General features: G+C 64.8%; 22 protein-coding genes and 1 tRNA gene. 2 read left to right on the top strand and 21 right to left on the bottom strand.

Going from position 1 to position 26168, the window contains the following annotated elements; all coding sequences use genetic code 11:
* Positions 1-121 precede the first annotated feature (121 nt).
* The 18 genes from rpoB to RPB_RS11405 form a co-directional block, all read right to left on the bottom strand.
* Positions 122-4294, bottom strand: coding sequence for a DNA-directed RNA polymerase subunit beta (gene rpoB, locus RPB_RS11490; protein WP_011441177.1), 4173 nt, complete (start codon positions 4292-4294; stop codon positions 122-124).
* A 540-nt stretch (positions 4295-4834) separates the two neighbouring features.
* Entirely contained in the window at positions 4835-5206 is a 372-nt protein-coding gene (rplL, locus tag RPB_RS11485; protein ID WP_011441176.1) for a 50S ribosomal protein L7/L12, read from the bottom strand.
* Positions 5207-5260: 54 nt separating this feature from the next.
* Positions 5261-5779, bottom strand: coding sequence for a 50S ribosomal protein L10 (gene rplJ, locus RPB_RS11480; RefSeq protein ID WP_011441175.1), 519 nt, complete (start codon positions 5777-5779; stop codon positions 5261-5263).
* Positions 5780-6440: 661 nt separating this feature from the next.
* Complete coding sequence (locus tag RPB_RS11475) at positions 6441-7094, bottom strand: hypothetical protein (protein ID WP_011441174.1); 654 nt, start codon at positions 7092-7094, stop codon at positions 6441-6443.
* Positions 7091-9259: a xanthine dehydrogenase family protein molybdopterin-binding subunit gene (locus tag RPB_RS11470; protein ID WP_011441173.1), complete on the bottom strand. Its 2169-nt coding sequence runs from the start codon at positions 9257-9259 to the stop codon at positions 7091-7093. The genes RPB_RS11475 and RPB_RS11470 overlap by 4 nt, the downstream gene beginning before the upstream one ends.
* Positions 9260-9261: 2 nt before the next feature.
* Positions 9262-9726, bottom strand: a complete 465-nt coding sequence (locus tag RPB_RS11465) for a (2Fe-2S)-binding protein (RefSeq protein ID WP_011441172.1) — start codon at positions 9724-9726, stop codon at positions 9262-9264.
* 186 nt (positions 9727-9912) lie between these two features.
* A complete protein-coding gene (locus RPB_RS11460; RefSeq protein ID WP_011441171.1) occupies positions 9913-10860 on the bottom strand; it encodes a 2-hydroxyacid dehydrogenase in 948 nt (315 codons plus the stop codon).
* A gap of 111 nt (positions 10861-10971) precedes the next feature.
* Positions 10972-11661, bottom strand: a complete 690-nt coding sequence (gene rplA / locus RPB_RS11455) for a 50S ribosomal protein L1 (protein ID WP_011441170.1) — start codon at positions 11659-11661, stop codon at positions 10972-10974.
* A 5-nt stretch (positions 11662-11666) separates the two neighbouring features.
* Entirely contained in the window at positions 11667-12095 is a 429-nt protein-coding gene (rplK, locus tag RPB_RS11450) for a 50S ribosomal protein L11 (RefSeq protein WP_011441169.1), read from the bottom strand.
* Positions 12096-12350: 255 nt separating this feature from the next.
* Positions 12351-12881, bottom strand: a complete 531-nt coding sequence (gene nusG, locus RPB_RS11445) for a transcription termination/antitermination protein NusG (protein ID WP_011441168.1) — start codon at positions 12879-12881, stop codon at positions 12351-12353.
* A gap of 16 nt (positions 12882-12897) precedes the next feature.
* A complete protein-coding gene (gene secE, locus RPB_RS11440) occupies positions 12898-13086 on the bottom strand; it encodes a preprotein translocase subunit SecE (RefSeq protein WP_041798694.1) in 189 nt (62 codons plus the stop codon).
* A gap of 335 nt (positions 13087-13421) precedes the next feature.
* Positions 13422-14135, bottom strand: coding sequence for an ABC transporter ATP-binding protein (locus tag RPB_RS11435; protein ID WP_011441166.1), 714 nt, complete (start codon positions 14133-14135; stop codon positions 13422-13424).
* Positions 14116-14880: an ABC transporter ATP-binding protein gene (locus RPB_RS11430; protein WP_011441165.1), complete on the bottom strand. Its 765-nt coding sequence runs from the start codon at positions 14878-14880 to the stop codon at positions 14116-14118. Before RPB_RS11430 ends, RPB_RS11435 begins: the two co-directional genes overlap by 20 nt.
* On the bottom strand, positions 14877-15875 hold the full coding sequence (locus RPB_RS11425) for a branched-chain amino acid ABC transporter permease (protein ID WP_011441164.1): 999 nt from the start codon (positions 15873-15875) through the stop codon (positions 14877-14879). Before RPB_RS11425 ends, RPB_RS11430 begins: the two co-directional genes overlap by 4 nt.
* A complete protein-coding gene (locus RPB_RS11420) occupies positions 15875-16741 on the bottom strand; it encodes a branched-chain amino acid ABC transporter permease (protein WP_041798693.1) in 867 nt (288 codons plus the stop codon). Before RPB_RS11420 ends, RPB_RS11425 begins: the two co-directional genes overlap by 1 nt.
* A 176-nt stretch (positions 16742-16917) precedes the next feature.
* Positions 16918-18093, bottom strand: a complete 1176-nt coding sequence (locus RPB_RS11415; RefSeq protein WP_011441162.1) for an ABC transporter substrate-binding protein — start codon at positions 18091-18093, stop codon at positions 16918-16920.
* Positions 18094-18136: 43 nt separating this feature from the next.
* Positions 18137-19507, bottom strand: a complete 1371-nt coding sequence (locus RPB_RS11410) for a glutamine synthetase family protein (protein ID WP_433993735.1) — start codon at positions 19505-19507, stop codon at positions 18137-18139.
* A gap of 94 nt (positions 19508-19601) precedes the next feature.
* Positions 19602-20960, bottom strand: coding sequence for an aromatic ring-hydroxylating dioxygenase subunit alpha (locus tag RPB_RS11405; RefSeq protein ID WP_011441160.1), 1359 nt, complete (start codon positions 20958-20960; stop codon positions 19602-19604).
* Positions 20961-21240: 280 nt separating this feature from the next.
* Here RPB_RS11405 and RPB_RS11400 point away from each other — a divergent pair, with 280 nt between their 5' ends.
* On the top strand, positions 21241-22026 hold the full coding sequence (locus RPB_RS11400; RefSeq protein WP_041798212.1) for an IclR family transcriptional regulator domain-containing protein: 786 nt from the start codon (positions 21241-21243) through the stop codon (positions 22024-22026).
* 127 nt (positions 22027-22153) lie between these two features.
* On the opposite strand, the gene RPB_RS11395 is transcribed toward RPB_RS11400, so the two are convergent.
* Positions 22154-22229, bottom strand: a tRNA-Trp gene (locus RPB_RS11395).
* Between the two features lie 403 nt (positions 22230-22632).
* Complete coding sequence (gene tuf / locus RPB_RS11385; RefSeq protein WP_011441158.1) at positions 22633-23823, bottom strand: elongation factor Tu; 1191 nt, start codon at positions 23821-23823, stop codon at positions 22633-22635.
* A gap of 174 nt (positions 23824-23997) precedes the next feature.
* Between tuf and RPB_RS11380 the strand changes: the two genes are divergently transcribed.
* Complete coding sequence (locus RPB_RS11380) at positions 23998-25221, top strand: serine hydrolase domain-containing protein (protein WP_011441157.1); 1224 nt, start codon at positions 23998-24000, stop codon at positions 25219-25221.
* Positions 25222-25379: 158 nt separating this feature from the next.
* Here RPB_RS11380 and RPB_RS11375 read toward each other — a convergent pair whose 3' ends face one another.
* Positions 25380-26147, bottom strand: a complete 768-nt coding sequence (locus RPB_RS11375; protein ID WP_011441156.1) for an SDR family NAD(P)-dependent oxidoreductase — start codon at positions 26145-26147, stop codon at positions 25380-25382.
* Between the last annotated feature and the right edge of the window lie 21 nt (positions 26148-26168).

Raw genomic sequence — 26168 nt, 5'->3', positions numbered from 1 at the left:
GCAGCAAATTCGAATTTCTTTAGGTCGCTCCCGACCGCGCGCATCGCGTCTGCGCGGCAGGACGCCCGGCCGGTGCGCGCGAAGATGAATTCGCGCGTCCCGCCGGGCCTGACGCAGTTTGTTACTCGGCCGCCTCGGCCGGGGGCGGCACGCCCAGCTTGGAATTGTGCAGGTCGACGTTGAGGCCGAGCGAGCGCATTTCCTTCACGAGCACGTTGAACGATTCCGGGATACCGGCCTCGAACGTGTCGTCGCCGCGCACGATCGCTTCGTACACCTTGGTGCGGCCGGCGACGTCGTCGGACTTCACCGTCAGCATTTCCTGCAGCGTGTAGGCGGCGCCGTAAGCTTCGAGCGCCCACACTTCCATTTCGCCGAAGCGCTGGCCGCCGAACTGCGCCTTGCCGCCCAGCGGCTGCTGGGTGACGAGCGAGTACGGACCGATCGACCGGGCGTGGATCTTGTCGTCGACAAGATGGTGCAGCTTCAGCATGTAGATGTAGCCGACCGTGACCTTGCGATCGAACTCGTCGCCGGTGCGGCCGTCATAGACGGTCGACTGGCCGGAGGCGTCGAAGCCCGCGAGCTTCAGCATCTCCTCGATGTCCGCTTCCTTGGCGCCGTCGAACACCGGCGTGGCGATCGGGACACCGTGGCTGAGGTTGCGGCCGAGCTCGATCAGTTCGCCGTCGTCGAGCGACTTGATGGTCTCGTCGTCGCCGTAGATCTTCTTCAGGGTCTCGCGCAGCGGCTTGAGATCCTGCCTCTGATAATAGGCGTCGATGGTCTGGCCGATCTTCTTGCCCATGCCGGCGCAAGCCCAGCCGAGATGGGTCTCGAGGATCTGACCGACGTTCATGCGGCTCGGCACGCCGAGCGGGTTGAGCACGATGTCGGCATGGGTGCCGTCTTCGAGGAACGGCATGTCCTCGATCGGCACGATCTTCGACACCACGCCCTTGTTGCCGTGGCGGCCGGCCATCTTGTCACCAGGCTGGATCTTGCGCTTCACCGCGACGAAGACCTTGACCATCTTCATCACGCCGGGCGGCAATTCGTCGCCGCGCTGCAGCTTCTCGACCTTGTCGAGGAAGCGCTGTTCGAGGCCCTTCTTCGACTCGTCGTATTGCTTCCGCATGGCCTCGATTTCGGCCATCAGCTTGTCGTTCGGCGAGGCGAACAGCCACCATTGCGACTTCGGATATTCTTCGAGCACCGCGCGGGTGATCTTGGTGTCCTTCTTGAAGCCCTTGGGACCGGCGACGCCCTGGCGGTTGTCGAGCAGGTCGGCGAGACGGCCGTAGACGTTACGGTCGAGAATCGCCTGCTCGTCGTCGCGGTCCTTGGCGAGGCGTTCGATCTCTTCCCGCTCGATCGCCAGCGCGCGCTCGTCCTTGTCGACGCCGTGCCGGTTGAAGACGCGGACTTCGACGATGGTGCCCTGCACGCCCGGCGGCACCCGCAGCGAGGTGTCGCGGACGTCCGAGGCCTTTTCGCCGAAGATGGCGCGCAGCAGCTTTTCTTCCGGCGTCATCGGGCTTTCGCCCTTCGGCGTGATCTTGCCGACCAGGATGTCGCCGGCGCGGACTTCGGCGCCGATATAGACGATGCCGGCTTCGTCGAGGTTCTTCAGCGCTTCTTCCGAGACGTTCGGAATGTCGCGGGTGATTTCCTCGGGGCCGAGCTTGGTGTCGCGGGCCATCACTTCGAATTCCTCGATGTGGATCGAGGTGAAGACGTCTTCCTTCACGATCCGCTCGGAGAGCAGGATCGAATCTTCGAAGTTGTAGCCGTTCCACGGCATGAACGCGACCAGCACATTGCGGCCGAGCGCGAGTTCGCCGAGGTCGGTCGACGGACCGTCCGCGATGATGTCACCCTTGGCCACCTTGTCGCCGACCTTCACCAGCGGGCGCTGGTTGATGCAGGTCGACTGGTTGGAGCGCTGGTACTTCATCAGCCGGTAGATATCGACGCCCGACTTGGTCGGATCGAGATCCTCGGTGGCGCGGATGACGATACGGGTGGCGTCGATCTGGTCGATCACGCCGGTGCGGCGCGCGGCGATCGCCGCGCCCGAATCGCGCGCGACCACGCCTTCCATGCCGGTGCCGACGAACGGCGCCTCGGCGCGAACCAGCGGCACCGCCTGGCGCTGCATGTTCGAGCCCATCAGCGCGCGGTTGGCGTCGTCGTTCTCGAGGAACGGGATCAGCGCCGCGGCGACCGAAACGAGCTGCTTCGGCGACACGTCCATGTAGTCGACCTGGTCGGCCGGGATCAGCACGACGTCACGCGTCCCGCCTGCGCGGCACACAATGAGATCGTCCGTGAAGCGGCCCTTGGCGTCGAGCGAGATGTTGGCCTGAGCGACCGCGTAGCGGCCCTCTTCCATCGCCGACAGATACACCACCTCGTCGGTGACGCGGCCTTCCTTGACCTTGCGATACGGGGTCTCGACGAAGCCGTATTTGTTGACGCGCGCGAAGGTCGCGAGCGAGTTGATCAGACCGATGTTCGGACCTTCCGGCGTCTCGATCGGGCAGATCCGGCCGTAATGGGTCGGATGCACGTCGCGGACTTCGAAGCCGGCGCGTTCGCGGGTCAGACCGCCCGGGCCGAGCGCCGAGAGGCGGCGCTTGTGGGTGATCTCCGACAGCGGATTGGTCTGGTCCATGAACTGCGACAGCTGCGAGCTACCGAAGAACTCGCGCACCGCGGCGGCCGCCGGCTTGGCGTTGATCAGGTCCTGCGGCATCACCGTGTCGATATCGACCGACGACATCCGCTCCTTGATGGCGCGCTCCATGCGCAGCAGGCCGATGCGGTACTGATTCTCCATCAGCTCGCCGACCGAGCGCACGCGGCGGTTGCCGAGATGGTCGATGTCGTCGATCTCGCCCTTGCCGTCGCGCAGACCGACCAGGGTCTTGATCACCGCGAGGATGTCTTCCTTGCGCAGCGTGCGATGGGTGTCGGGCGCATCGAGGTCGAGGCGCATGTTCATCTTGACGCGACCGACCGCGGACAGGTCGTAGCGCTCGGCGTCGAAGAACAGCGACTGGAACATGTTCTGCGCGGAGTCGAGCGTCGGCGGCTCGCCCGGGCGCATCACCCGGTAGATATCGAACAGCGCGTCTTCGCGCGTCATGTTCTTGTCGGCCGAAAGCGTGTTGCGGATGTAGGGGCCGACATTGACGTGGTCGATGTCGAGCAGCGGCAGTTCCTTGTAGCCCTGCTCCAAGATCGCCTTCATCGGCGTGGCGCCGACGAACAGCTCGATTTCCTTGTCGTCGCCCTTGATCGGCTTGCCGGTCAGTTCGTCACCGGCTTCGGCGAAGATCTCGCCGGTCTTGGGGTTGACGAGATCTTCGGCCAGGTAGTTGCCGACCAGCTCGGAGTCGGACAGCCGCAGCGCCTTGAGGCCCTTCTCCTGCAGCTGTCGCGCCGCGCGCACGGTCAGCTTCTTGCCGGCCTCGAGCACGACCTTGCCGGTGTCGGCGTCGATCAGGTCGTTGACGGTCGAGTAGCCGCGGAAGCGGCTGGCGTCGAACGGCACGCGCCAGCCTTCCTTGGTGCGCTTGTAGAGGATCTTGTTGTAGAACGTCGACAGGATCTCTTCGCCGTCGAGCCCGAGCGCGAACATCAGCGACGTCACCGGAATCTTGCGGCGACGGTCGATACGCGCGAACACGATGTCCTTGGCGTCGAACTCGATGTCGAGCCAGGAGCCGCGATACGGGATGACGCGGGCGGCGAACAGCAGCTTGCCCGACGAATGGGTCTTGCCCTTGTCGTGATCGAAGAACACGCCCGGCGAGCGGTGCATCTGCGAGACGATGACGCGCTCGGTGCCGTTGACCACGAAGGTGCCGTTCATCGTCATGAGCGGAATGTCGCCCATGTAGACGTCCTGCTCCTTGATGTCCTTGACCGAACGGGCGCCGGTTTCCTCATCGATATCGAACACGATCAGGCGCAGCGTCACCTTCAGCGGCGCGGCATAGGTCATGCCGCGCTGGCGGCATTCGTCGACGTCGTATTTCGGCGGCTCGAATTCGTAGCGAACGAATTCCAGCATCGAGGCGTTGGAGAAGTCCGAGATCGGAAACACCGACCGGAACACCGCCTGCAGGCCCTCGTCGTCGCGGCCTCCGGGAGGCTCGGCGACCATCAGGAACTGGTCGTAAGACGCCTTCTGAACCTCGATGAGGTTCGGCATCTCGGCGACTTCCCGGATGTGACCGAAGAACTTGCGAACGCGTTTGCGACCGGTGAACGTCTGCTGCGCCATCGTGGCCTCTCATGTCGTCGCCCGGTGGGGCGAACCTTCCGAAGCGCGATCCGCATCGCCCCCGGGTTGAATTACGTACATCCGAAATTCTGAAGTCGAATTTCAGGAACTAAATCCTAAATCCGTACAACACTGATCCCGAACGCAAAACGACGTGCGGGGCGCTTGCGCACCCGCCCGTCAAAACCATCTCGTCACAGACCGAAAAAGCCCGAAATTGCTGATTCTCCTAGAGGCTGCGCGGAATGTTACCATGTCCATCGCGCCTGCGCTTTCGTGCTGCCGAACCAATATGGGTCGACAATGTGGAGATTCGAGGGGTTTTCCCCGCGCATCCCCACACATTCCTGTGACGGCCGTCCGGGCCGGCGCCTTCGCCGCCCCACCACCGCCGCGACCGGGGCCGGCGAACCGGCCCCAACCGCTGAAGTCGCCCTGCCCGCTCCGTCATGGCCGGGCGTGTCCCGGCCATCCACGTTCTGGGCAGATCCCCGGGTCTCGCTGACGCTCGCCCGGGGATTTCGCCTGAGTAACCTGTGGTTACTTGAGCTCAACCTTGGCGCCGGCCTTCTCGAGCTGGGCCTTGAGCTTGTCGGCTTCTTCCTTGTTGACGCCTTCCTTGACCGGCTTCGGAGCGCCCTCGACCAGGTCCTTGGCTTCCTTGAGGCCGAGGCCGGTGATCGCGCGCACTTCCTTGATCACTTCGATCTTCTTGTCGCCGGCGGCGGCAAGCATCACGGTGAACTCGGTCTTCTCTTCGACGGCGGCGGCGGCAGCGCCCGGAGCGGCGGCAACCGCCACGGCGGCGGCGGCGGACACGCCCCACTTTTCTTCGAGAAGCTTGGCCAGTTCGGCGGCTTCGAGCACGGTCAGGCTCGACAGGTCGTCGACGATTTTCTGCAGATCAGCCATTGAATCAGTTCCTTACGGGTATCAGTTCGAACCAGGGTTGAATGAGGTGAAGCGTCAGGCCGCTTCGCTTTTGGAGGCATAGGCCTGAACCACGCGCGCGACCTTGGCCGCGGGAGCCGTGGTGAGCTGCGCAATCTTGGTGGCCGGCGCGACCAGAAGGCCGACCAGCTTGCCACGCAGTTCATCGAGCGACGGCAGCGAGGCCAGAGCCTTCACACCGTCGACGTTCAGGACAGTCTTGCCCATCGAACCGCCGAGAATGACGAACTTCTCGTTCGCCTTGGCGAATTCGACGGCAACTTTCGGCGCCGCCACCGGATCGTCGGAAGTCGCGATCACGGTCGGCCCCTTCAGCAGGGAGCCGATAGCAACGACGTCGGTGCCTTCAAGAGCAATTTTGGCGAGACGGTTTTTCGAGACCTTCACGGAAGCGCCAGCGGCTTTCATCTGCGAACGCAGCTTCTGCATCTGGGCCACGGTGAGGCCGGAATAATGAGCGACGACCGCAACGCTGGTGGTCTGGAACAGACCGTTCAGCGATTCGACCGCCTCTTTTTTTGCCGCTCTTTCCACAGCAAGCTCTTTCCGGTTGGCGGCCTCTGCGAACAGGACCGCCGGGTTGCACCCACCGTCCTGCCCTCACCTGACCTCAAGACACACGGTCTTCAGACACCAAGGGCAAGACGATCTTGAACAGCCTGCCCTCCCGATCGGACGCCAGCCGAAGCCGCTGCCCTCACGGGGTGTCGAGGTTCGAACCCTATCCGTGCCCACCGCACGCGGCAGGACACAAAATCCGGTCTTCACCCGTCTATGCAGGCCATGCGATTAAGCCTCAGAAGAAACGTAGAGTTTCGACGTCAGCGCCTGCAGTCTTGGACAGGACCAGAGTCGATCGGAAGCCAGGTCCGGCGAACCGGACGAACCTTCCTGCGACTCCCTGCCCGCACTCCTCCGAAACGACATCGGCCCTTCCTTCGAGCAATCCTGAGATGGACGACTTGAAGGACTGGTCTCCTATCGGTACCGGTGAACGGAATGCGCGCAAGAGCGCGCCAGCACCAGCCAGCACGCCCGGAAGGAACTGTTTAACGAGTCTGAACGGAGTTGCCAAGCCCGTTGTCAGGAAAACGGCATCTTTTATGCAAGGGGCCTTGATGCAGGAGACTTTGATACTGGAGACTTTGCTGCAGGGCGCTGCAAGGGACTGTTCCGGTCGCTCGGTCGGGCCACATCACCCTTTCGGGCAGGCCGCGCCCGAATCGGCCCAAGCCTTGATCAGCGCACCGAACTCCTTCTGCGTGCCGGGCGCGGGCGTCCGGCCGGCGCCGGGGTTCCAGCCCCAGCCCACCAGATCATCCTCCGCCATATGATGAACCAGCTTGGCCATGTCCATGTCGCCATTGCGGGTTCGGTCCTTGATCTGGACGCAGATCTGGCCGAGCGTCTTGCCCTGCCAGGCCATCTCCAGCGGCGCCAGCGCCCATTTCGGATGGCCGGGGACGCGGGCCGGATCGAAATTGGTGTCGTGGTGGCAGGTGTTGCAGGCCAGTCCGCCGACCGGGCCGTGCCCGCCCTCGCCTCGGACCACCAGCGGCTCGTGCGGCCGCATCGTATCGGTCTGGGTGGGCCGGTCGCCGGCGGGATGGCAGTTCATGCAGCGTGGCGAGGCGATCACCTTGCCGGCCTCCTCGAACAGCGCCACCGCCCGCGCGTCCTTGTCGCCGATCTTGGCGAAGTCGGAGACCGGCCGCAGCGTCGCGCGGCCAGGGACCGGCGGATTCGCGGCGTCGGCCTCGCCCTGCAGCACGGGGCCGGCGATCGTCAGCACACACGCCGCCAGGATGCCGGCGGCACCGGCCAGTACAAGATGACGGAGCCGGCTCATGCGTTGGCTCCCGGCACGATCGGCAATTTCCGCGGACGGGGCAGACCCAGTTTCGCCATGGCGTTGGCGACGGCCGGGCCGAGCGGCGGCACGCCCGGCTCGCCGACACCGGTCGGCTTTTCGGTCGAGGGAATGATCGTCACCTCGATCTGCGGCATCTCGTTGATCCGCAGCGAGCGATAGGTGTCGAAATTGCCGGACACCGGCGCGCCGGCTTCAATCGGCTGCTGCGCATAGAGGATGTGGCCGAGCGCGAAGCCGATGCCGCCCTCCATCTGGGCGCGGATGATGTCCGGGTTGACCGGGACGCCGCAATCCACCGCGCACCACACTTTGTGCACCACCGGCCCATCGGCGCTCATCGACAGTTCGACCACTTGCGCCACGAAGGTGTTGAAGCTCTCCACCACCGCGACGCCGCGAGCGCGGCCGGCCTCCGGCTTGGCGCCCTTCCAGTTCGACAATTCGGCGACCGCTTTGAGCACGCCGGCGTGGCGCGGCTTGCGATTGCCCATCAAGGCCAGCCGGCCCTCGACCGGATCCTGCCCGGTCGCCGTCAGCAACTCGTCGACAAAGGCTTCGACCGCATAGCCGGTATGGGTGTGGCCGACCGACCGCCACCACAGCACCGGCACGCCGAGATCGACCTGGTGAAGGTCGCAGCGGAAATTGGCGATCTCGTAGGGCGGCTCGTTGGAGCCCTCATAAGCGGTGGCGTCCATGCCGTCCTTGAAGGTCATCGCTTCGAACGGCGAGCCTTTCATGATGGACTGGCCCACGATGGTGTCGGTCCAGCCCTCGATCCTGCCGTCGCGCACCACGCCGCGCATCCGGTGCACGCCGAACGGCCGATAATAGCCGCCCCGCATGTCGTCCTCGCGGGTCCACACCAGCTTCAATGCCTTGCCGGGTCCGATCGCCTTGGCGACCTCGGCGAGTTCGATGGCCTGATGCGTCGTCTGCTGCGCGCGGCGGCCGAAGCTGCCGCCGGCGAGGATCGTGTCGATCTTCACCTTGTCCATGCCGAGGCCGAGCACCTGGGCGATCGCGGCGTGATCGGGCGTCGGGAACTGGCAGCCATATTTGGCGGTGGCAGTGTCGCCGTCCCATTTGAGATAACCGTTCAGCGGCTCCATCGCGGCGTGGGCGAGATACGGAAACACGTACTCCGCCTCGATCACCTGCCCGCCTTTGGCGAAGCTGCCGTCGACGTCACCGTGCTGCGTCACCACCTTGCCCGGCGTCTTCGCCAGCGCGCGGAACTCGGTCAGGATTTCCGTGGTGCCGCGGGTCTCGGCCTTGCTGTTGTCCCACTCGATCTGCAGCAGCTCGCGCGCAGTCTTGGCCGGCCAGAACCCCTTGGCATAGACAGCCACGCCGGTCGGCACCTGCTTGATATCGACCACACCGGCGACCGCCTTGGCCTTGGTCGCATCGAACGACCTCACCGCGCCGCCGAATTTCGGCGACCGCGCGATCAGCACGGTCAGCATGTCGGGCCCGTGGATATCCATGGTGAACAGCGCGCTGCCGTCGGATTTGGCGGCGCTGTCGAGCCGCTTCACCACGCCTTCCTTGCCGATCAGCCTGAACTGCGACGGATCCTTCAGCTTCGGCGCGCTCGGCACCGGGCGCAGCATCGCCTGCTCGGCGAATTCGCCGAACCGGCCCTGCTTGCCGGAGGCATGACGGATCACGCCCTTGTCGACGGTGATCTCGGAGGCCGGCACCTTCCAGGACTCGGCGGCGGCGCCCACCAGCATCTCGCGGGCGGCGGCGCCGACCTGACGCATCTGGATGTAGGAATTCGCCATCTGCGTCGAGCCGCCGGTGCCCTGCACACCGAACGCCAGGTTCTTGTAGAGCGCCGGGTTCGACGGCGCATGATCGGCCCGCATCTGCGACCAGTCGGCGTCGAGTTCCTCGGCGACCAGCGTCGCCATGCCGGTGAACGGGCCCTGCCCGAACTCGATGCCCTTGCACAGCACGGTGACCGTGTCGTCGGCGCCGATGATCAGAAAGGTGTTGGGCGCGATGTTCGGGGCGCTCGGGGCGGGCGACTGCGCAAACGCCTTGCCGCCGCGAACGACATAGGCGCCGATGACGAGGCCGGCGCCGGCCTTCAGCAGCGAACGGCGCGACAGCTTCGTGTCATGAATGGTCATGCTCAGCCCTCCAGCGACTTGGCGGCCTGGTGGATCGCGGCGCGGATCCGCACGTAGGTGGCGCAGCGGCAGATGTTGCCGGTCATCGCCAGATCGATGTCCCGATCGGTCGGCTTCGGATTTTTCGACAGCAAGGAGGTCGCGCTCATCACCTGGCCGGACTGGCAATAGCCGCATTGCGGCACGTCCAGCGCCACCCAGGCCTGCTGCACCGCAGCGCCTTCCCTGCCGCGAAGGCCTTCGATCGTCGTGACTTCGCTGGTTCCCACCGCCGACACCGGCAGCGAACACGAGCGCACCGTATTGCCGTCGACGAAAACCGTGCAGGCGCCGCATTGCGCGACGCCGCAGCCGTACTTAGTTCCCATCAGTCCGGCGCCGTCGCGGATTGCCCACAGCAGCGGGGTGTCGGGATCGACATCGACGGTGTGAGTGCGTCCGTTGATCTTGAGTGCGTACGCGGCCATGTCGACCCCCGTTTGATATGACGGAGATCATACATAAGAATAGCTCGCAACGACAATCACAAGATTTTGCGTCCGGGCAATCCAACGTATGTGTTTACACAATCAGGCTCGTGTGATGCCACGCGCCGTCAGCGGCTGCATCATCGATGCGCGCTACGCACTGATTTATGACAGTTGCGCGATGAACTACGCCACCGGATAAGGCAGCGGCCTGCCTGCAAAGTAAGCTGTGAGGTTGGCGATCACGCAATCCTGCATCGCGACATGCGCATCGAGGGTGTGACCGCCGATATGCGGCGTCAGCACCACGTGCGGGAACTCGCTGAGCGCATCCGGCACGTAAGGCTCCTGTTCGAACACGTCGAGCCCGGCGCCGGCGATGGTGTTGTCGGCCAGTGCCGCGATCAGCGCCGGCTGGTCGATCACCGAGCCGCGCGAGATGTTGACCACCACGCCGTCCTTGCCGAGCCGCTTCAACATCTCCGCATCGATGATGCGCTGCGTATCCGGGCCGGCGCGGACCGCGATCAGCAGCACGTCGCACCAGTCGACCAGTTCGCTTAAGCTCCCGACATAGCGATACGGCACGTCGTGACGGCTGCGGCTGTGATAGGCGACCTCGGTCTCGAACGACGCCACCCGCGCCGCGATCTTGCGGCCGATCTCGCCCATGCCGTAGACGCCGACTTTGGCGCCGGTCAGGCCGCGCGGTGGCTTGAGCAGCGGCGACGGCCTCGCTCCCGACCAGCCGCCGCTGCGTAAGTAAGCGTCCGCCGGAATCACCCGTCGCATCAGCCCGAGCAGCAGCGTCATCGCCAGATCGGCGACCGCCGAGGCATTCGCCGCCGGCGAGTTGCCGATCAGGATGTTGCGTTCGGCGGCGGCGTCGAGGTCGACTCCGTCATAGCCGGTGCCGTAGCAGACGATCGCGCCGAGCGACGGCAACAGATCCATCGTGTCGCGGCCGAGCGGCTGCGCGCCCATGGTCAGCAGCGCGCGAACGCCGGCGAGTTCGGTCGCGCTGAAGACTTCGTCGGCCGGCTTGCCGCCGGTCTCGAGCAGTTCGAACCGCTCGCCGAACCGCGTCAGCATCGACTTCGCGAACCGCGAAAACACCAGAACCTTGTCCGTCACACCGGGCTCCTTCGCTCGTTTCTTGATCTTGGAAGCAAAGACAAAGGGGCGGACGGGTTTGCCCCATCCGCCCCTGGTTTGCCTCGAGTTTGCCGCAAGGCTGCGACGGGCTTAGTGAACCGAACCCGGCTCGACCTTGACGCCCGGGCCCATCGACGACGACACCGCGACGCGCTGGATATAGGTGCCCTTGGCGCCGGTCGGCTTGGCCTTGGTCACCGCGTCCGCGAGCGCCTTGATGTTCTCGACCAGCTTCTCTTCGCTGAACGAGGCCTTGCCGACGCCGGCCTGGACGATGCCGGCCTTCTCGACGCGGAACTCGACCGAGCCGCCCTTGGCGCCCTTGACCGCGCCGGCGACGTCCATCGTCACCGTGCCGATCTTCGGGTTCGGCATCATGCCGCGCGGACCGAGCACCTTACCGAGACGGCCGACCAGCGGCATCATGTCGGGGGTAGCGATGCAGCGGTCGAAGTTGATGTTGCCGGCCTGGACCTGCTCGACGAGATCCTCGGCGCCGACGACGTCGGCACCCGCCGCCTTGGCTTCGTCCGCCTTGGCGCCGCGCGCGAACACGCCGACGCGCACGGTGCGGCCGGTGCCGTTCGGCAGCATCACCACGCCGCGGACCATCTGGTCGGCGTGACGCGGATCGACGCCGAGATTGAGCGCGACCTCGATGGTTTCGTCGAACTTCGAGACGGCACGCTCCTTGACCATCTTCACCGCTTCGTCGAGCGGATACAGCTTGGTGCGATCGATGCCTTCACGAGCCTTCTTCAGACGCTTACCGATTGCCATGTCCGTTACCCCTCGACCTGGAGGCCCATCGAACGGGCGGAGCCCTCGACCATGCGCATGGCCGACTCGATGGAGTCGCAGTTCAGATCCTTCATCTTCTTCTCGGCGATCTCGCGCACCTGCGCCGAGGTCACCTTGCCGGCCGAGTCACGGCCCGGCAGCTTCGATCCGGACTGGATCTTGGCCGCCTGCTTCAGGAAGAAGGACATCGGAGGAGTCTTCATCTCGAAGGTGAACGAACGATCGGCGTAGATCGTGATCACCACCGGAATCGGGGTGTTCTTCTCTTCCTTCTGGGTCTGCGCGTTGAACGCCTTGCAGAACTCCATGATGTTGAGGCCGCGCTGACCAAGCGCGGGACCGATCGGGGGCGAAGGGTTCGCCGCACCGGCCGGCACCTGCAACTTCAGGTATCCGGTCACTTTCTTTGCCATACTCTTCTCCTGTTGCCGGCACAGCCGGCGGTTTCAGGTTTCGTGGTGGGGCCTGCGACGACTGGCGATCGTCATCGGCCTCCCACGTCAGTTCAGAGCAAAGCCTTCGCCTCGCTCACTCCCGTCACGCCCGGACTTGATCCGGGCATCCATCGCTCTTCGCAAGAAGCATCTTTCGAAGAAGATGGATTGCCGGGTCAAGCCCGGCAATGACGCCATAACCGGAGCCAGGCCCCGGCAATGACACTTGCCCGATCAGACCTTCTCGACCTGACCGAATTCCAGTTCGACCGGCGTGGCGCGACCGAAGATCGACACCGCGACCTTCACGCGCGACCGCGCCTCGTCGATTTCCTCGACCACGCCGGAGAACGACGCGAACGGGCCGTCGGCGACGCGGACGTTCTCGCCGATCTCGAACGACACCGACGCCTTCGGGCGCTCCACGCCTTCCTGCACCTGGTGCAGGATGCGCATCGCCTCGGCTTCCGAGATCGGCATCGGCTTGTTCTCGGCGCCGAGGAAGCCGGTGACCTTCGGCGTGTTCTTGATCAGGTGAAAGGCTTCGTCGGTGAGGTTCATCTTCACCAGCACGTAGCCCGGGAAGAATTTGCGCTCGGCGTCGACCTTGCGGCCGCGGCGCACCTCGGTGACCTTCTCGGTCGGGACCAGCACCTGTTCGAACAGATCCTCCAGGCCGCGCTGCTTGGCCTGCTCGCGGATCGATTCCGAGACCTTCTTTTCGAAGTTCGAATAGGCGTGGACGATGTACCAGCGCATGCTCATGTCGAGGGGCCTGCCGTTAAACGCCGAGCACGAAGGTGATCAGGATCCTGATCACCTGGTCGGCGGCAAAGAAAAAGATCGAAGCGAGCGCCACCATGATGAACACCATGATCGTGGTGATCGTGACTTCACGGCGCGACGGCCAGGTCACCTTGGCGGTCTCGCTCCGCACTTCCTGCAGGAATTTGAACGGGCTGAAGGCCATCATGTGATCCAGATCGGTCGGTCGAATGTCGGGGTTTGCGAAAACCAGACAGCCCTGTTGCGCCCAACCCCGGCGGCTCCGCCGGGGATGAGCCGCCAACCGGGCTCTGTTTTCGGGAAATCAAGCCGCGCCGGAAATCCGCAAAACGGGCCGGCAGCGAGTGAGGCCTTTTATGGCGAGTCCGGCCGAACGTCAAGCCGGCCGCGGCCCGACGAGGCTCCCAAGGCAGCACTCCGGCCGTCCGCGACGCGCGAAAAACCGTCTTTCTGCCAGAGACTTGGCAGACCGCCACAATCCGGGATCGCGACCCGCGACCGCAGTGGCGATGCGACGTTTCACCCGATCCCGACGCCGAGCAGGGCGTCGACCAGTTCCCGCTCGCCACGCAGGCGTTCGGTCCGCCCGCTCCAGGCGATCCGGCCACGCTCGATGACGATCACGTCGTCGGCGAAATCGAGCGCCCGCTCGATCTGCTGCTCGACCAGAACCACGGTCATTTCTCCGGACTGCGCCAGGTCGACGATCGTTTCCATCAACCGGTCGCAAATCACCGGGGCGAGCCCTTCGAGCGGTTCGTCCAGCAGCAGCACCGACGGCTTGCCCAGCAGCGTGCGCGCCAGCGACAGCATCTGCTGCTCGCCGCCCGACAATTGGGCGCCGTTGTGATGCCGCCGCTCGGCGAGCCGCGGAAAAATCGTGTAGACCTCGTCGAGCTCGGAGCGCGGCCGGCCCTTGAGGCCGGTGAAGAGATTTTCCTCGACCGTCAGCGACCGGAACACGTCGCGCGTCTGCGGCACGTAGCCGAGGCCCGCGGCGGCACGGGCGTAGGTCTTCAGTCCCGTCACATCGCGATCGTCGACGCGGATCACACCGCCCTGGTGCGACGTCAGGCCCATGATCGTGGCGAGCAGCGTGGTCTTGCCGACGCCGTTGCGCCCGAGCACGGTCAATCGGCCGCCGGCCGGCACGACCAGACTCATCTCGCTCAGGATGCCGACTGAACCATAGCCGGCGCTCAGGCGCTCGACTTCAAGACGTGCTGCGGGCATCGGCATAGCTTCCCAGATAGGCCTGACGGACGGCGTCGTTCTGCTTCACTTCCGCCGGCGTGCCCTCGAAAATCAGGGCGCCATTCGCCAGCACCAGCACGCGTTTGGCGAATTTGAACACCAGATCCATGTCGTGCTCGATCATCAGGATCGCGATCTCCGGCGACATCCTGGCGATGGCTTCGAGAATCCGCGGCGACTCGTCGTGCGGCACGCCGGCGGCAGGCTCATCGAGCACCAGGACCCGTGGCTTCATCGCGAGCCCGATCGCCAGATCCAGCAGCCGCTGCTGACCGTAGGCCAGCTTGGTCACCGGCATGGCCGCGAGGTGGGCGATGCCGAGCAGGCTCAGCACGCCTTGCCATTCGTCGCGCACCTCCGCCGACTCCATCACCGACGAGAACATCCGCTTGGTCAGCCCGCGACGCTGCATCACCGCGAGCGCGACGTTCTCGGCCACCGTCAGACTGGTGAACAACCGCGTGACCTGGAACGTCCGCACCAGTCCGCCCTGCACCCGCTCGGGGATCGACGCGGCGGTGACGTCCTCGCCGGCGAGCAGGATCCGCCCGCTGGAGGGCGGCAGATCGCCGGAGATCAGGTTGACCAGCGTCGTCTTGCCGGCGCCGTTCGGGCCGATCAGCGCGACGCGATCGCCGCTCGACAGCGTGAACGACACGTCGTCGGTGACCCGCAGGCCGCCGAACGATTTGGACAATTGCTGCACGTCGAGCAAGGCGGTCATCGCGCGCCCCTCGCCTGACGAAACTCGCCGACCCGCCGCACGACCTCGTTGACGAGGCCCTTGGGGAAGAACAGCACCACCACGATCAGCAGCAGGCCGATCAGGATCATCCAATGGAACGGGCTGGCGGCGGATACGTAGTGATGGAACAGCTCGAACAGGATGGCGCCGATCAGAGCGCCCCACAGATTGCCGGCGCCGCCCAGGATGAGCATGATCAGCGCTTCCGCCGAGCGCTCGAAGCCGACGCTGTCGAGGCCGACCACGCCGGTGTTGATCGCCGTCAGCGCGCCGCCCAGGCCGGCGACGGCGCCGGCCACGCAATACATCACCACCAGCCGCGGATAGACGGCGACGCCGATCATCCGCGCGCGCAACGTGTCGTCCTTGATCGCGCGGCACATCAGCGCGAACGGCGAGCGCGCGAAGCGCAGCAGCACCACCATCGCGATCAGCAGCACCGCGACGGAGAACACGTAGCCGGTGCGGCCGAACATGTCGAAATTGAACATGCCGAACACCGGGCCCGGCGATATCCCGGCGAGACCGTCGCTGCCGCCGGTGATCGACGACAGCTTGTTGGCGAGCGCGGCGACCAATTGGCCGAAGGCGATCGACAGCACCAGTTGCGGCAGGCCGCGAAACCGCGTGACCAGCACGCCGGAGATCAGCCCCGTCGCGGTGCCGGCGACGATGCCGACCAGCAGCATCAGGATCGGATCGGTGACGCCGGCCAGACAGGCGTTGCCGGCCGCATAGGCGCCGACGCCGAACAGCGCCGCGTGGCCGAGCGTCGCGACGCCGCAATAGCCGGTGACGAGATCGAGCGAGATGACGAGAAATGCGAGACCGATGACGCGAGTGAGGAAGGCGAGATCGTCCGGGAAGACGAAATAGCCGATCGCGCCGAGACCGGCGATCGCCGCGGCTGCGATCAGGTCGTTGCGCAGGCCGGCGGTGGCGACCGGTCCGGCCGTGTCGGAGGCAGGCGTCATCAATGGGCCCTTCCGAACAGGCCGTGGGGGAAGATGTACACGATCACGATCACCGCAACGTAGAAGAAGAACTCGCCGAATTCCGGGGCCAGATACTTGCCGGTGGTGTCGGCGAGACCGAGCAGCAGCGACGCGGCGAGCGCGCCCGATACCGACCCGGCGCCGCCGACCGAGACGACGACGAGGAACGTCACCATGTAGCGCAGCGCATAAAACGGCTCGACCGGCAACAGCTCGGCGCCGACGACACCACCGAATGCAGCGAGGCCGACGGCCAGCGCGAACGTCGCCGAATAGACGATCTGGGTGCGGATGCCGAGCGCTTCCGCCATGTCGCCATTGTCGACCGCGGCACGCAGCCGAACGCCGAATTCGGTCTTCTCGATCAGAAGCCAGAGCGCCACCGCCGTCACGACTCCGCAGCCGATCACGAACAGCCGGTGCGTCGGAATCATGCGGACGCCGAGATCGAACGGCCCCTTGAGCAGTTCGGGAAGCGGGATCGGCTTCGAGGTCGGACCGAAAATGTAGTTGGCGACGCCGACGATGAAGAAGGTGATGCCGATCGTCAGCAGGATCTGGGTCAGTTCGTCGGACTTGCGATAGATCCGGCGATACAGCAGGAACTCGAACGGGACGGAGATGATCACCGCCCCGATCACCGCGATCAGGATCGCGACCGGATAGGAGACGCCGAGCGACACCAGCGCGAACGAGGCGAGATAGCCGCCGATCATCGCGAATGCGCCGTGGGCGAGATTCACGACGCGCATCAAGCCCATCATGATCGACAGGCCGATCGAGATGGTGAACAGCACCATGCCGTAAGCGAGCGCGTCCGGCAGAATTCCGAAAACCGTCCGCATCATGCGGCCACAGCCGGCGTGACGAACCGACGGCCCCGGGACTGCGATGATGTCGACGTGTCAAACTCAGCCTTCACAACCCGGCCCTCGTCCTGGTGCTGTCGGAGCGGCCGCGTGGCCGCCCGCCCCTGTTACAGAGAACGCCCGCCGCATTCCAGTGCGGCGGGCGGTCCAGATCACTGCTTGGCGAGGCCCCAGTCGGGCTGCGCCTTGAAGGTTTCCAGCTCCCTGTTGATCAGCTTGCCGTCGACCTTCTCGACCTCGCGCAGATAGACGTTCTGCGTGATGTGGCGGGTCTCCGGATCGATCGACACCTCGCCGCGCGGGCTCACCCACTTCATGCCCTTGACCGCCGCGATCGCCTTGTCCGGATCGCTCTTGCCGGAGGTCGCCTCGATCATCTTGTAGATCAGCCGCGCGCCGTCATAGGCCGCGACCGACGTCATGGTGACTTCGTCGAGCTTGGCACCGCCCTTCTGGAGCAGGGCCAGGAAGGCCTTGTTTTCCGGCGAGTCGTGCGACACCGCGTAGTGATAGGTCGACAGGATGCCGAGGCCGGCTTCGCCGATGTTCGGCAGATCGGGCTCGGTGACGACGTCGCCGGTCGACATCAGCTTGACGCCGCCCGCCTTCAGCCCGTTGTCGATATAGGCCTTGACGAAGCCGAGCGTCGGCGGCCCGGCCGGCAAGAACGTGAAGATCATGTCGGCGCCGGAATTCTTGATCCGCTGCATGATCGGTCCGAAATCCGTGGTGCTGAGCGGCATCCGCACCGCCTCGACGACCTTGCCACCCTCGGCTTCGAACGTCTTCTTGAACGCGGTTTCGGCGTCGATGCCCGGACCGTAATCGCTGACCGCGATCGCGACCTTGGTGGCACCCTTCTGCTTGGCGACCTTCGCCGCCGGCACGGTGTTCTGGAACATCGTGAACGAGGTGCGGACGATGTAAGGGCTCTTCTCGGTGATCGACGACGTCGCCGCGTTCATCACCACCATCGGCACCTTGGCCTCCTGCAACAGCGGCGCCACCGCCATCGCGTTCGGCGTGAAATACAGGCCGGCGAGATACTGCACCTTCTCCTTGACGATCAGCTCCTGCGCCAGCGCCTTCGACTGCGCCGGATTCGGCGAGACCTCGTCGCGGTACACGAACTCGACGGTGTGCCCGGCGACCTTGTTGCCGTGCTCGGCGACCCAAGCGTCGATGCCCATCTTGTAGTTCTTGCCGAACAGCGCATAGGGCCCGGACATCGTGCCGATGACGCCGACCTTGATGGTGTCGGCGCGCGCGCCGGTGGCGATCAACGAGACCGCCGCGAGTGCATAAACAGATCGCAATCCCCAACCCATACGTCTCTCCTCACTGTTGATTGTCGAATTCGTGATTTCGGCTTCAGAACATTTCGAAATATTCGCGCTGCTCCCACTCCGTCACTTCGGCCTGAAAGCGCTCGATTTCAGCATTCTTGATGAACGTGTAGTAGTCGACGAACTCGTCGCCCAGCGCGGTGCGGAAGAACGGATCGTCGCGCAGCGCGAAGATCGCCTCGCGCAGCGATTTGGGCAGAAGATCCGCCTTGGTCTCGTAGGGCGTGTCGGCTGACGGCCCGGGATCGAGCGCGCGGTCGACGCCGTCGAGACCCGACAGGATCTGCGAGGCCATGTAAAGATACGGGTTTGCCGCAGGCTCGCCGACCCGGTTCTCGATCCGCGTGCCGCGATCACCCGGTCCACCCAGCACGCGCAGCATCACGCCGCGATTGTCGCGTCCCCAGATCGCGCGATCGGGGGCCAGCGAATAGGAGCGGTAGCGCTTGTAGCCGTTGATCGTCGGCGTGGTGAACACGGTCGCGGCGCGGGCATGCTGCAGCAGCCCCGCGAGGTAGTGACGGCCGAAGTCGGACAGCACATCCGTCTCCGACACGAAGGCGTTGTGGCCGCCGTCACGCGCGATCAGGCATTGGTGCAGATGCCAGCCGGACGACACCACGTTCGGAATACGCGGGCGGCACATGAAGGTGGCGTGATAGCCGTGGCGCCGACAGATCTGCTTCACCGCGCTGCGGAACAGCACCATCAGGTCCGCCGGCATCAAGCCCACCGTCGGCTGGAAGGTGAACTCGCATTGGCTCGGGCCGAACTCGACCTCGATCGACCGCAGCGGCAGGCCGAGCGCGACGATATCGCGGCGGATCAGTTCGAGCACCGGCTCCATCTGATCGTAGCGCTGCTCGGTGAGATACTGATAACCGTGCGACAACAGGCTGACTTCGGGCGGCTCGCCGGGCTGGCCGGCGTGCTCCGGCCGCATCTTGCCGTCCTCGACCTTGAAGACGTGGAATTCGACCTCGAGCCCGGCCATGTAGTCGTAGCCGCGATCGGCGAGTTTCTGCAGCACCGAGCGATACAGCCCGCGCGTCGCGAACGGAACGGCGCGACCATTGGCAAAATACAGATCGCACAACACCCACCCGGTGTTCGGCGCCCAAGGCAGCACGCGGAATGTCGTGGGATCCGGCAGCATGATGGCGTCGGCGCCGCCCTGCATCTCCGACATGCCGAAGCCGCCGCCGGCCTGAAACACCGGAAACACCGTCTTGTGCGAAGTGTCCTTGGCCAGCATCGTCGTCGTGATGGAGGCGCCGGATTCGAGGCAGTTCAGCGCTTCGGACGCCACCAGCGTCTTGCCGCGCAGGATGCCGTGCTGATCGGGAAACGAGAAGCGGATGGTCTCGAGACCATGCTCCTCGGCGGTCTGCCGCATCCTCGCGGCAGCCTCGATCTGTTCGTCGGACCAGAGCCCGTACTTCTCAACCAGACTCAACGCTCGATCCTCGATCCGTGTCGTTTGCCCACGTTCATTCCGCCGCCGTCAGATGCGGCACCTTGGCGGCGATCTCCGCCGGCACCGGCGCGGCCCAGGGCGCGCCGCGGCGACGCTTGACGTCGACTTCCATCCAATAGGTCTCCCAGCCGCGGCTGGGGCCGATGCCGTCCATCGTCGCCGGCCCCTGGATGCCGCGCGCGCTGGCGGCGTCGAGCGCCAGCAGCGGCTTGCCGCCGGCTTCGGCCTTGGCGATCTCCTGGCGCAGCAGCCGGCGATACTGAATGATCGCCTTGTCGCTCTGCCCGAGATGCTCGCGGGTGCGATCCTGGATCGGCCCCATCGACTCCACCGCCCACTGGTCGTGCACGTTGATGTCGGCGCCCATGCCGGTATAGGTCGCGGTCGCCTGCTCGTGCGGATCGAAGCCGTAGTCGTTGGTCTTGTTGCGGCGGGACTTGTAGTCCGGCAGTTCGTAGAGTTCGAGCCGCTGGTCGCGCATCTTCACCTTGTCCACCGGCTTGGTGTAGCTGGTGAAGATCGCATACCAGTAGCAATTGTTGTCGTCGACCGGAACGTGCCACTGCGTGATCGTCATTTCGGTGCTCATCGGAATGACGAAGCCGTGCGGAAACAACTGATTGGTGACGCGCACATGGGTGCGCTCGTCGTCGATCTCGCGCAGCGCGATCAGCCGCAAGCCGTATTCGGTATGCTCGACATTGATGATCGGGCGATCGTATTCGCGCAGCACCTTGGTCATCGGCAATTCGCTGCCGGCGGAGGCGCCGCGGAACTGCTTGCCGTAGGATTGCGAGGTGTCCTCGTCCTCGAAGAAGCGATGCAGGAACGAGGCATGCGCCGGATCGATCCCGACCTCGAGCGCCTGCAGCCAGTTGCACTCGAACAAGCCCTTGAACGCGAAGACGTGGCTGTCCGGGGCAACGAAGCAGTCGATCTCCGGGAATGCCGGCGGCTCGCCGGCGCCGAGATAGGTCCACAGCATGCCGCCCTTGGCGACCACCGGGAATGCGCGCTGCTTGATGTTCTGGCACAGCACCGAATTGCCGGGCTCCGCGGGCGTTTCGAGACATTTGCCGTCGACGTCGAACAGCCAGCCATGGAAGGCACAGCGCAGACCGCCGTTTTCCAGCCGGCCGAAAGCGAGATCGGCGCCACGGTGCGGACAATCGCGATCCATCAGCCCATAGCGACCCGTCTCGTCCTTGAACAGCACGAAGTCCTCGCCGAGCAGCCGCACCGGCTTGATCGGTCGCTCCCCTTCCAGCTCGTCCACCAGAGCCACCGGCTGCCAATACGCCCGCATCAGCTTGCCGCAAGGCGTGGCGGGTCCGATCCGGGTGATCAGATCGTTCTGTTCTTGACTCATCATGGCGGTGGCCTCCTTCGCAGGTCGAGGAGCAGCTTGTCTGAAAAAGGAACAGACTGCCGCCCGTTTTGTTTGTTCAATAGACGAACATTCGTTCGATTAGAATAAGAATGCCTCTTAGGAGCGAAGCCTGCAAGCCCATTTTGTGTCCCAAAACTGCCCAACAGAGGTGCAGGCAAGTTCCGGATACCGATGTGCATTAATGAACAATCCGTCTGACGCCCTTGTGTTCGCACAACGAACACGCTTAGGATCACCAACCCGCTGTCTTCAATGTCCCCAGATGCCGAAACTGAAACGCGACGAGAGCGAACTGCCGGATACCGAGCACATCGAAAGCCTGGCGCGCGGCCTTCGGCTGATCGAGGTGTTCGGGGCCGAACGGCGCCCCATGACGTTAAGCGATGTCGCGAAGGCTTGCGGCCTACCGCGCGCCACGGCGCGGCGCATTCTTCTCACGCTGCAGAAATCCGGCTTCGTCACCAGCGACGAGCGGCTGTTCGAATTGACCCCGCGCGTACTGCGGCTTGCATCGGCGTATCTGGCTTCGAACCAGATCAGCACCCTGCTGCAGCCGGCGATGGATCTGGTCTCGGACAAGGCCAAGGAGGTCTGCTCGCTGGCGATCTGGGATGGGGACGACGCGGTGTTCGTCGCACGGTCGAGTCCGGCGCGGGTGTTTTCGGCCGGCATCGATCTCGGCTATCGGCTGCCGCTGTTCTGCACGTCCGTCGGCCGGGTCCTGCTCGGCCGGCTCGGCAATGACGACCTCGCCGCGACGATCGACCGGATGACGCTGACGAAGCAGACCGACACGACCCTGATCGACAAGCCGACATTGGTGGCGACCATCATCGCCGATCGGACCAAGGGATATTCACTGGTCGATTGCGAGGCCGAGCCGGCATTCCGCTCGATCGCCGTGCCTGTTCGCCGCTACGATGGAATGATCGTCGCCGCCGCCAATATCGGCGCCCATGTGGACCGGATCACGACCGGCGAAATGATCGACCGGTTTCTGCCGCCGCTGAAACGCATGGCCGAAGATGTCCGGCCTTTGGTGATGTGACTTCGAGCCAAAGCGGCGGCCGGGGCGCGAAGCGGAACTCGCGAGCGCGACAGAACGGACCTCGCACCAACCCGTCGCAGCGCGGTTGGACCTGTTAACCGATTGAAATGTTTGAAACTTTAGCCGCTGGCAGGAGTGGCAGGGCTCGAACCTGCGACCCCCGGTTTTGGAGACCGGTGCTCTACCAATTGAGCTACACTCCTACGATCGACGTTGCCGCCGATTTGCGCGGTTGAAGCATAAGCGGTGCCCTTCTGGCAAGTGGGATGCGCGATTAGGCTTTGGTCTATTCCGCCGCGGCGTCCGTCGGCCCGTCCGATTTCCGCTTTGATCGGGGCGCCAGCGCACACGCCCGGTTGGCGCCCGTGCCGGGCGCATTCTCGAACACGCAGCGCGTCGGCGGCGCGCCGCAGACCTCGTCGAGGTCCCGGAAGCCGACGCAGTGCCCATCCGGGGCGCGATAGCCGGTGCCGCCCTTGCAGCCGCAACCTTTGCACGGCGGGCGATCGGGACAGGCCGCCTGAGCCGTCAACAACGGCTGTCCGAACAGAAAGGCCGCGAGCACGACCCAGCGTACTCGCGGCCCTGAGGATTGCTTTCGCAACGTTACTCGATGATCGAGGCCACCACGCCGGCGCCGACGGTGCGGCCGCCTTCGCGGATGGCGAAGCGCAGCTTTTCTTCCATCGCGATCGGCACGATCAGGTGCACTTCCATGGCGATGTTGTCGCCCGGCATCACCATTTCGGTGCCTTCCGGCAGATGCACGACGCCGGTGACGTCGGTGGTGCGGAAGTAGAACTGCGGACGATAGTTGGTGAAGAACGGGGTGTGACGGCCGCCCTCTTCCTTGGTCAGAATGTAGGCCTCGGCCTTGAACTTGGTGTGCGGCTTCACCGAACCCGGCTTGCACAGCACCTGGCCGCGCTCGACGTCCTCGCGCTTGGTGCCGCGCAGCAGGCAGCCGATGTTGTCGCCGGCCTGGCCCTGGTCGAGCAGCTTGCGGAACATTTCGACGCCGGTGCAGGTCGTCTTCTGGGTGTCGCGGATGCCGACGATCTCGATTTCCTCACCGACCTTGACGATGCCGCGCTCGACGCGACCGGTCACCACCGTGCCGCGGCCCGAGATCGAGAACACGTCTTCCACCGGCATCAGGAACGGCTGGTCGATCGGGCGCTCCGGCTGCGGAATGTAGGCGTCGACCGCCTTCATCAGTTCCAGGATCGCGTCGTGGCCGAGCTTCTGATCCGAGTTCTCCAGAGCGGCCAGCGCCGAGCCCTTGATGATCGGAATGTCGTCGCCCGGGAAGTCGTACTTCGACAGAAGCTCGCGCACTTCCATCTCGACCAGTTCGAGCAGTTCCGGATCGTCGACCATGTCGCACTTGTTCAGGAACACGACGAGAGCGGGCACGCCGACCTGGCGCGCCAGCAGGATGTGCTCGCGGGTCTGCGGCATCGGGCCGTCGGCCGCCGACACCACCAGAATGCCGCCGTCCATCTGCGCCGCACCGGTGATCATGTTCTTCACGTAGTCGGCGTGGCCCGGGCAGTCGACATGCGCGTAGTGGCGGTTCGTCGTCTCGTATTCGACGTGAGCCGTCGAAATCGTGATGCCGCGCGCCTTCTCTTCCGGCGCCTTGTCGATCTGGTCGTAGGCCGTGAACGTCGCGCCGCCCGTCTCCGCCAGAACCTTGGTGATCGCCGCCGTCAGCGACGTCTTGCCATGGTCGACGTGACCGATCGTCCCGATATTGCAATGCGGCTTGGTACGTTCGAATTTTGCTTTGGCCATCGATATCCATCCTTGTCGGCGCAGCACACATGCGGCGAAACCCGCGGCTGGTTACTGCGGAAAAGCACTCTGTTCAAGCCGGAAGTTCTGGGCCAATCTCGCCGCGCCGAACCGAGAAAGGCCGCATGGATGCCCATGTAAGGCTTCGTCGGCAAAGATCAATCGGGAGACGCCATGACCGCCCACGCCGCCGCCAAATCCGCCGCCGCCCCCCGGACGCCACCGCTTGCCGAGGCGAAGCCCGAGACCATCGGGCTGTCCCCGGCCCGCCTGCAGGCCATGTCGGACGCCTTCAAGCGCGAGATCGACAAGGGCAGCATCCCCGGCGTCACCGTTCTGGTGTCACGCCGTGGTCATATTGGCTGGTTCGAGGCACTCGGCCGGCAGGCACCCGGGGCCGACGCGCCGATGCGCCCCGACAGCCTGTTCCGGATTTTCTCGATGACCAAGCCGATCGTCTCGATCGGCATCATGCAGCTCGTCGAGGACGGCCATCTGCAGCTCGACGATCCGCTGCAGAAGTTCATTCCCGAATTCGAGAACACCAGCGTCGGCGCGGTGCGCGACGGCAAGCTCGATCTGGTGCCGCTGGTACGGCCGATCACGATTCAAGACCTGCTGCGCCACACCTCGGGAATTACTTACGACCACGTCAGCGACGGCCCGATCCAGAAGATGTATCGCGAGTCGCGTATCCGCAGCCGCAAGATCACCAACGAGGAGCACGCCGGCCTGATCGCCGCGATGCCGCTGGTGTGCCAGCCCGGCGCGGCCTGGAACTACAGCCGCTCCACCGACATCCTTGGCCGCGTCGTCGAAGTGATTTCCGGCAAGACGCTCGGCGCGTTCCTGACCGAGCGTATTCTGGCCCCGCTGCAGATGGCCGAGACCGGCTTCCACACCGGCGCCGAGAACAAGGGCCGGCTCGCCGAGCCCTTCCCCACCGATCCGTGGACCGGCGATCCGGTCGCGCTGTTCAACATGCTGGAGAAGCCGGCGATGGAATCCGGCGGCGGCGGGCTGGTATCGACGACGATGGACTACGCGCGGTTCTGCCAGATGCTGCTGAGTGGCGGCTCGCTCGACGGCACCCGCATCATCGGCCGCAAGACGCTGCAATTGATGGCGAGTAACCACCTCGAGCCGCACATCCCGCCGGACAACTACATCCTGCCGCCGGGCCACGGTTTCGGCCTCGGCTTCGCGGTGCGCACCGAACCCGGCATCGCGCCGTTCCCGGGCTCGGTCGGCCAGTTCTACTGGAGCGGCATCGCCGGCACGTTCTTCTGGATCGATCCGGCGGAAGACCTGTTCGCGGTGTTCATGTCGCAAGGGCCGGGCCAGCGCGAGTACTTCCGCACGCTGGTTCGGAATCTGGTGTACGCGGCGGTGGAGTAGCGCTGCATACTGCTACATCCGACCAGCACAGCGTCATCCTGAGGTGCGCGCTCTTGCGCGCCTCGAAGGATGAGCCGCATGGACCCGTCGCATATCCTTCGAGGCTCGCCGAAAACGGCGAGCGCCTCAGGATGACGTCGGTTCGCGTGGCGAACCGTTCAGCTGATCGTCGCGCCGCCGTCGATCACCAGCGTCTGCCCCGTCGTGAAGCTGCCCGCGGCGGAGGCGAGGAACACAGCGGCGCCGGCGATTTCGTCTGGCTCGCCGATCCGCTGCAGCGGCGAGCGCGCGGTCGAGGCTTTCAGCGTCTCGGGGTTTTCCCACAGCGCGCGGGCGAAATCGGTCTTGATCAAGCCCGGCGCGATGCAGTTCACGCGGATATTGTGCTCGCCATATTCGCAGGCGAGGTTGCGCGCCAGCTGCATGTCGGCGGCCTTGGAGATGCAGTAGGCGCCGATCACGGTCGAGCCCTTCAGGCCGCCGATCGACGAGACGATGGTGATCGAACCGTCCTTGCGGGCGATCATCTGCGGCGCAACGGCGCTGATCAGCCAGTGATTGGCGACGATGTTGTTGTCCAGAATCTTCCTGAACTGATCGTCGCTGATGCCCGACTGCGGGCCGTAATACGGATTCGACGCGGCGTTGCAGACCAGCGCGTCGATCTTGCCGAACGCCGCGGTCGCTTCGTTGGCGAGGCGCTCCAGGTCGGTCTTGCTGGAAATATTGGCGGCGATCGCCAGTGCCGTCCCTGCCCCGCGCGCATCATTGATCGACTTGGCAACGGCGTCACAGGCGTCCTGCTTGCGCGACGAGATCACCACCTTGGCGCCGTGCTCGGCCATCCGCTCGGCGATCGCCTTGCCGATGCCTCGCGACGATCCGGTGATCACAGCGACTTTTCCGCTCAGGTCGAACAAGCTCATGTTTCTCTCCCGTTGTTAATT

The sequence above is a fragment of the Rhodopseudomonas palustris HaA2 genome (assembly GCF_000013365.1).
Classification (GTDB): domain Bacteria; phylum Pseudomonadota; class Alphaproteobacteria; order Rhizobiales; family Xanthobacteraceae; genus Rhodopseudomonas; species Rhodopseudomonas palustris_J.
Note: the sequence above shows the minus strand (reverse complement) of the source record. Positions and strands in the feature narration are given on the sequence as shown.

Bases quoted from the DNA above. Each gene is read 5' to 3' on its own strand.
- RPB_RS11405 (WP_011441160.1), bottom strand. From the start codon at position 20,960: ATGATGAGTCAAGAACAGAACGATCTGATCACCCGGATCGGACCCGCC.
- rplL (WP_011441176.1), bottom strand. From the start codon at position 5,206: ATGGCTGATCTGCAGAAAATCGTCGACGACCTGTCGAGCCTGACCGTG.
- rplK (WP_011441169.1), bottom strand. From the start codon at position 12,095: ATGGCAAAGAAAGTGACCGGATACCTGAAGTTGCAGGTGCCGGCCGGT.
- RPB_RS11475 (WP_011441174.1), bottom strand. From the start codon at position 7,094: ATGAGCCGGCTCCGTCATCTTGTACTGGCCGGTGCCGCCGGCATCCTG.
- RPB_RS11425 (WP_011441164.1), bottom strand. From the start codon at position 15,875: ATGACGCCTGCCTCCGACACGGCCGGACCGGTCGCCACCGCCGGCCTG.
- RPB_RS11435 (WP_011441166.1), bottom strand. From the start codon at position 14,135: ATGCCCGCAGCACGTCTTGAAGTCGAGCGCCTGAGCGCCGGCTATGGT.
- RPB_RS11465 (WP_011441172.1), bottom strand. From the start codon at position 9,726: ATGGCCGCGTACGCACTCAAGATCAACGGACGCACTCACACCGTCGAT.
- rplA (WP_011441170.1), bottom strand. From the start codon at position 11,661: ATGGCAATCGGTAAGCGTCTGAAGAAGGCTCGTGAAGGCATCGATCGC.
- RPB_RS11415 (WP_011441162.1), bottom strand. From the start codon at position 18,093: ATGGGTTGGGGATTGCGATCTGTTTATGCACTCGCGGCGGTCTCGTTG.
- nusG (WP_011441168.1), bottom strand. From the start codon at position 12,881: ATGAGCATGCGCTGGTACATCGTCCACGCCTATTCGAACTTCGAAAAG.
- secE (WP_041798694.1), bottom strand. From the start codon at position 13,086: ATGGCCTTCAGCCCGTTCAAATTCCTGCAGGAAGTGCGGAGCGAGACC.
- RPB_RS11430 (WP_011441165.1), bottom strand. From the start codon at position 14,880: ATGACCGCCTTGCTCGACGTGCAGCAATTGTCCAAATCGTTCGGCGGC.
- RPB_RS11420 (WP_041798693.1), bottom strand. From the start codon at position 16,741: ATGCGGACGGTTTTCGGAATTCTGCCGGACGCGCTCGCTTACGGCATG.
- RPB_RS11470 (WP_011441173.1), bottom strand. From the start codon at position 9,259: ATGACCATTCATGACACGAAGCTGTCGCGCCGTTCGCTGCTGAAGGCC.
- tuf (WP_011441158.1), bottom strand. From the start codon at position 23,823: ATGGCCAAAGCAAAATTCGAACGTACCAAGCCGCATTGCAATATCGGG.
- RPB_RS11410 (WP_433993735.1), bottom strand. From the start codon at position 19,507: ATGCGGCAGACCGCCGAGGAGCATGGTCTCGAGACCATCCGCTTCTCG.
- RPB_RS11380 (WP_011441157.1), top strand. From the start codon at position 23,998: ATGACCGCCCACGCCGCCGCCAAATCCGCCGCCGCCCCCCGGACGCCA.
- RPB_RS11400 (WP_041798212.1), top strand. From the start codon at position 21,241: ATGCCGAAACTGAAACGCGACGAGAGCGAACTGCCGGATACCGAGCAC.
- rpoB (WP_011441177.1), bottom strand. From the start codon at position 4,294: ATGGCGCAGCAGACGTTCACCGGTCGCAAACGCGTTCGCAAGTTCTTC.
- RPB_RS11375 (WP_011441156.1), bottom strand. From the start codon at position 26,147: ATGAGCTTGTTCGACCTGAGCGGAAAAGTCGCTGTGATCACCGGATCG.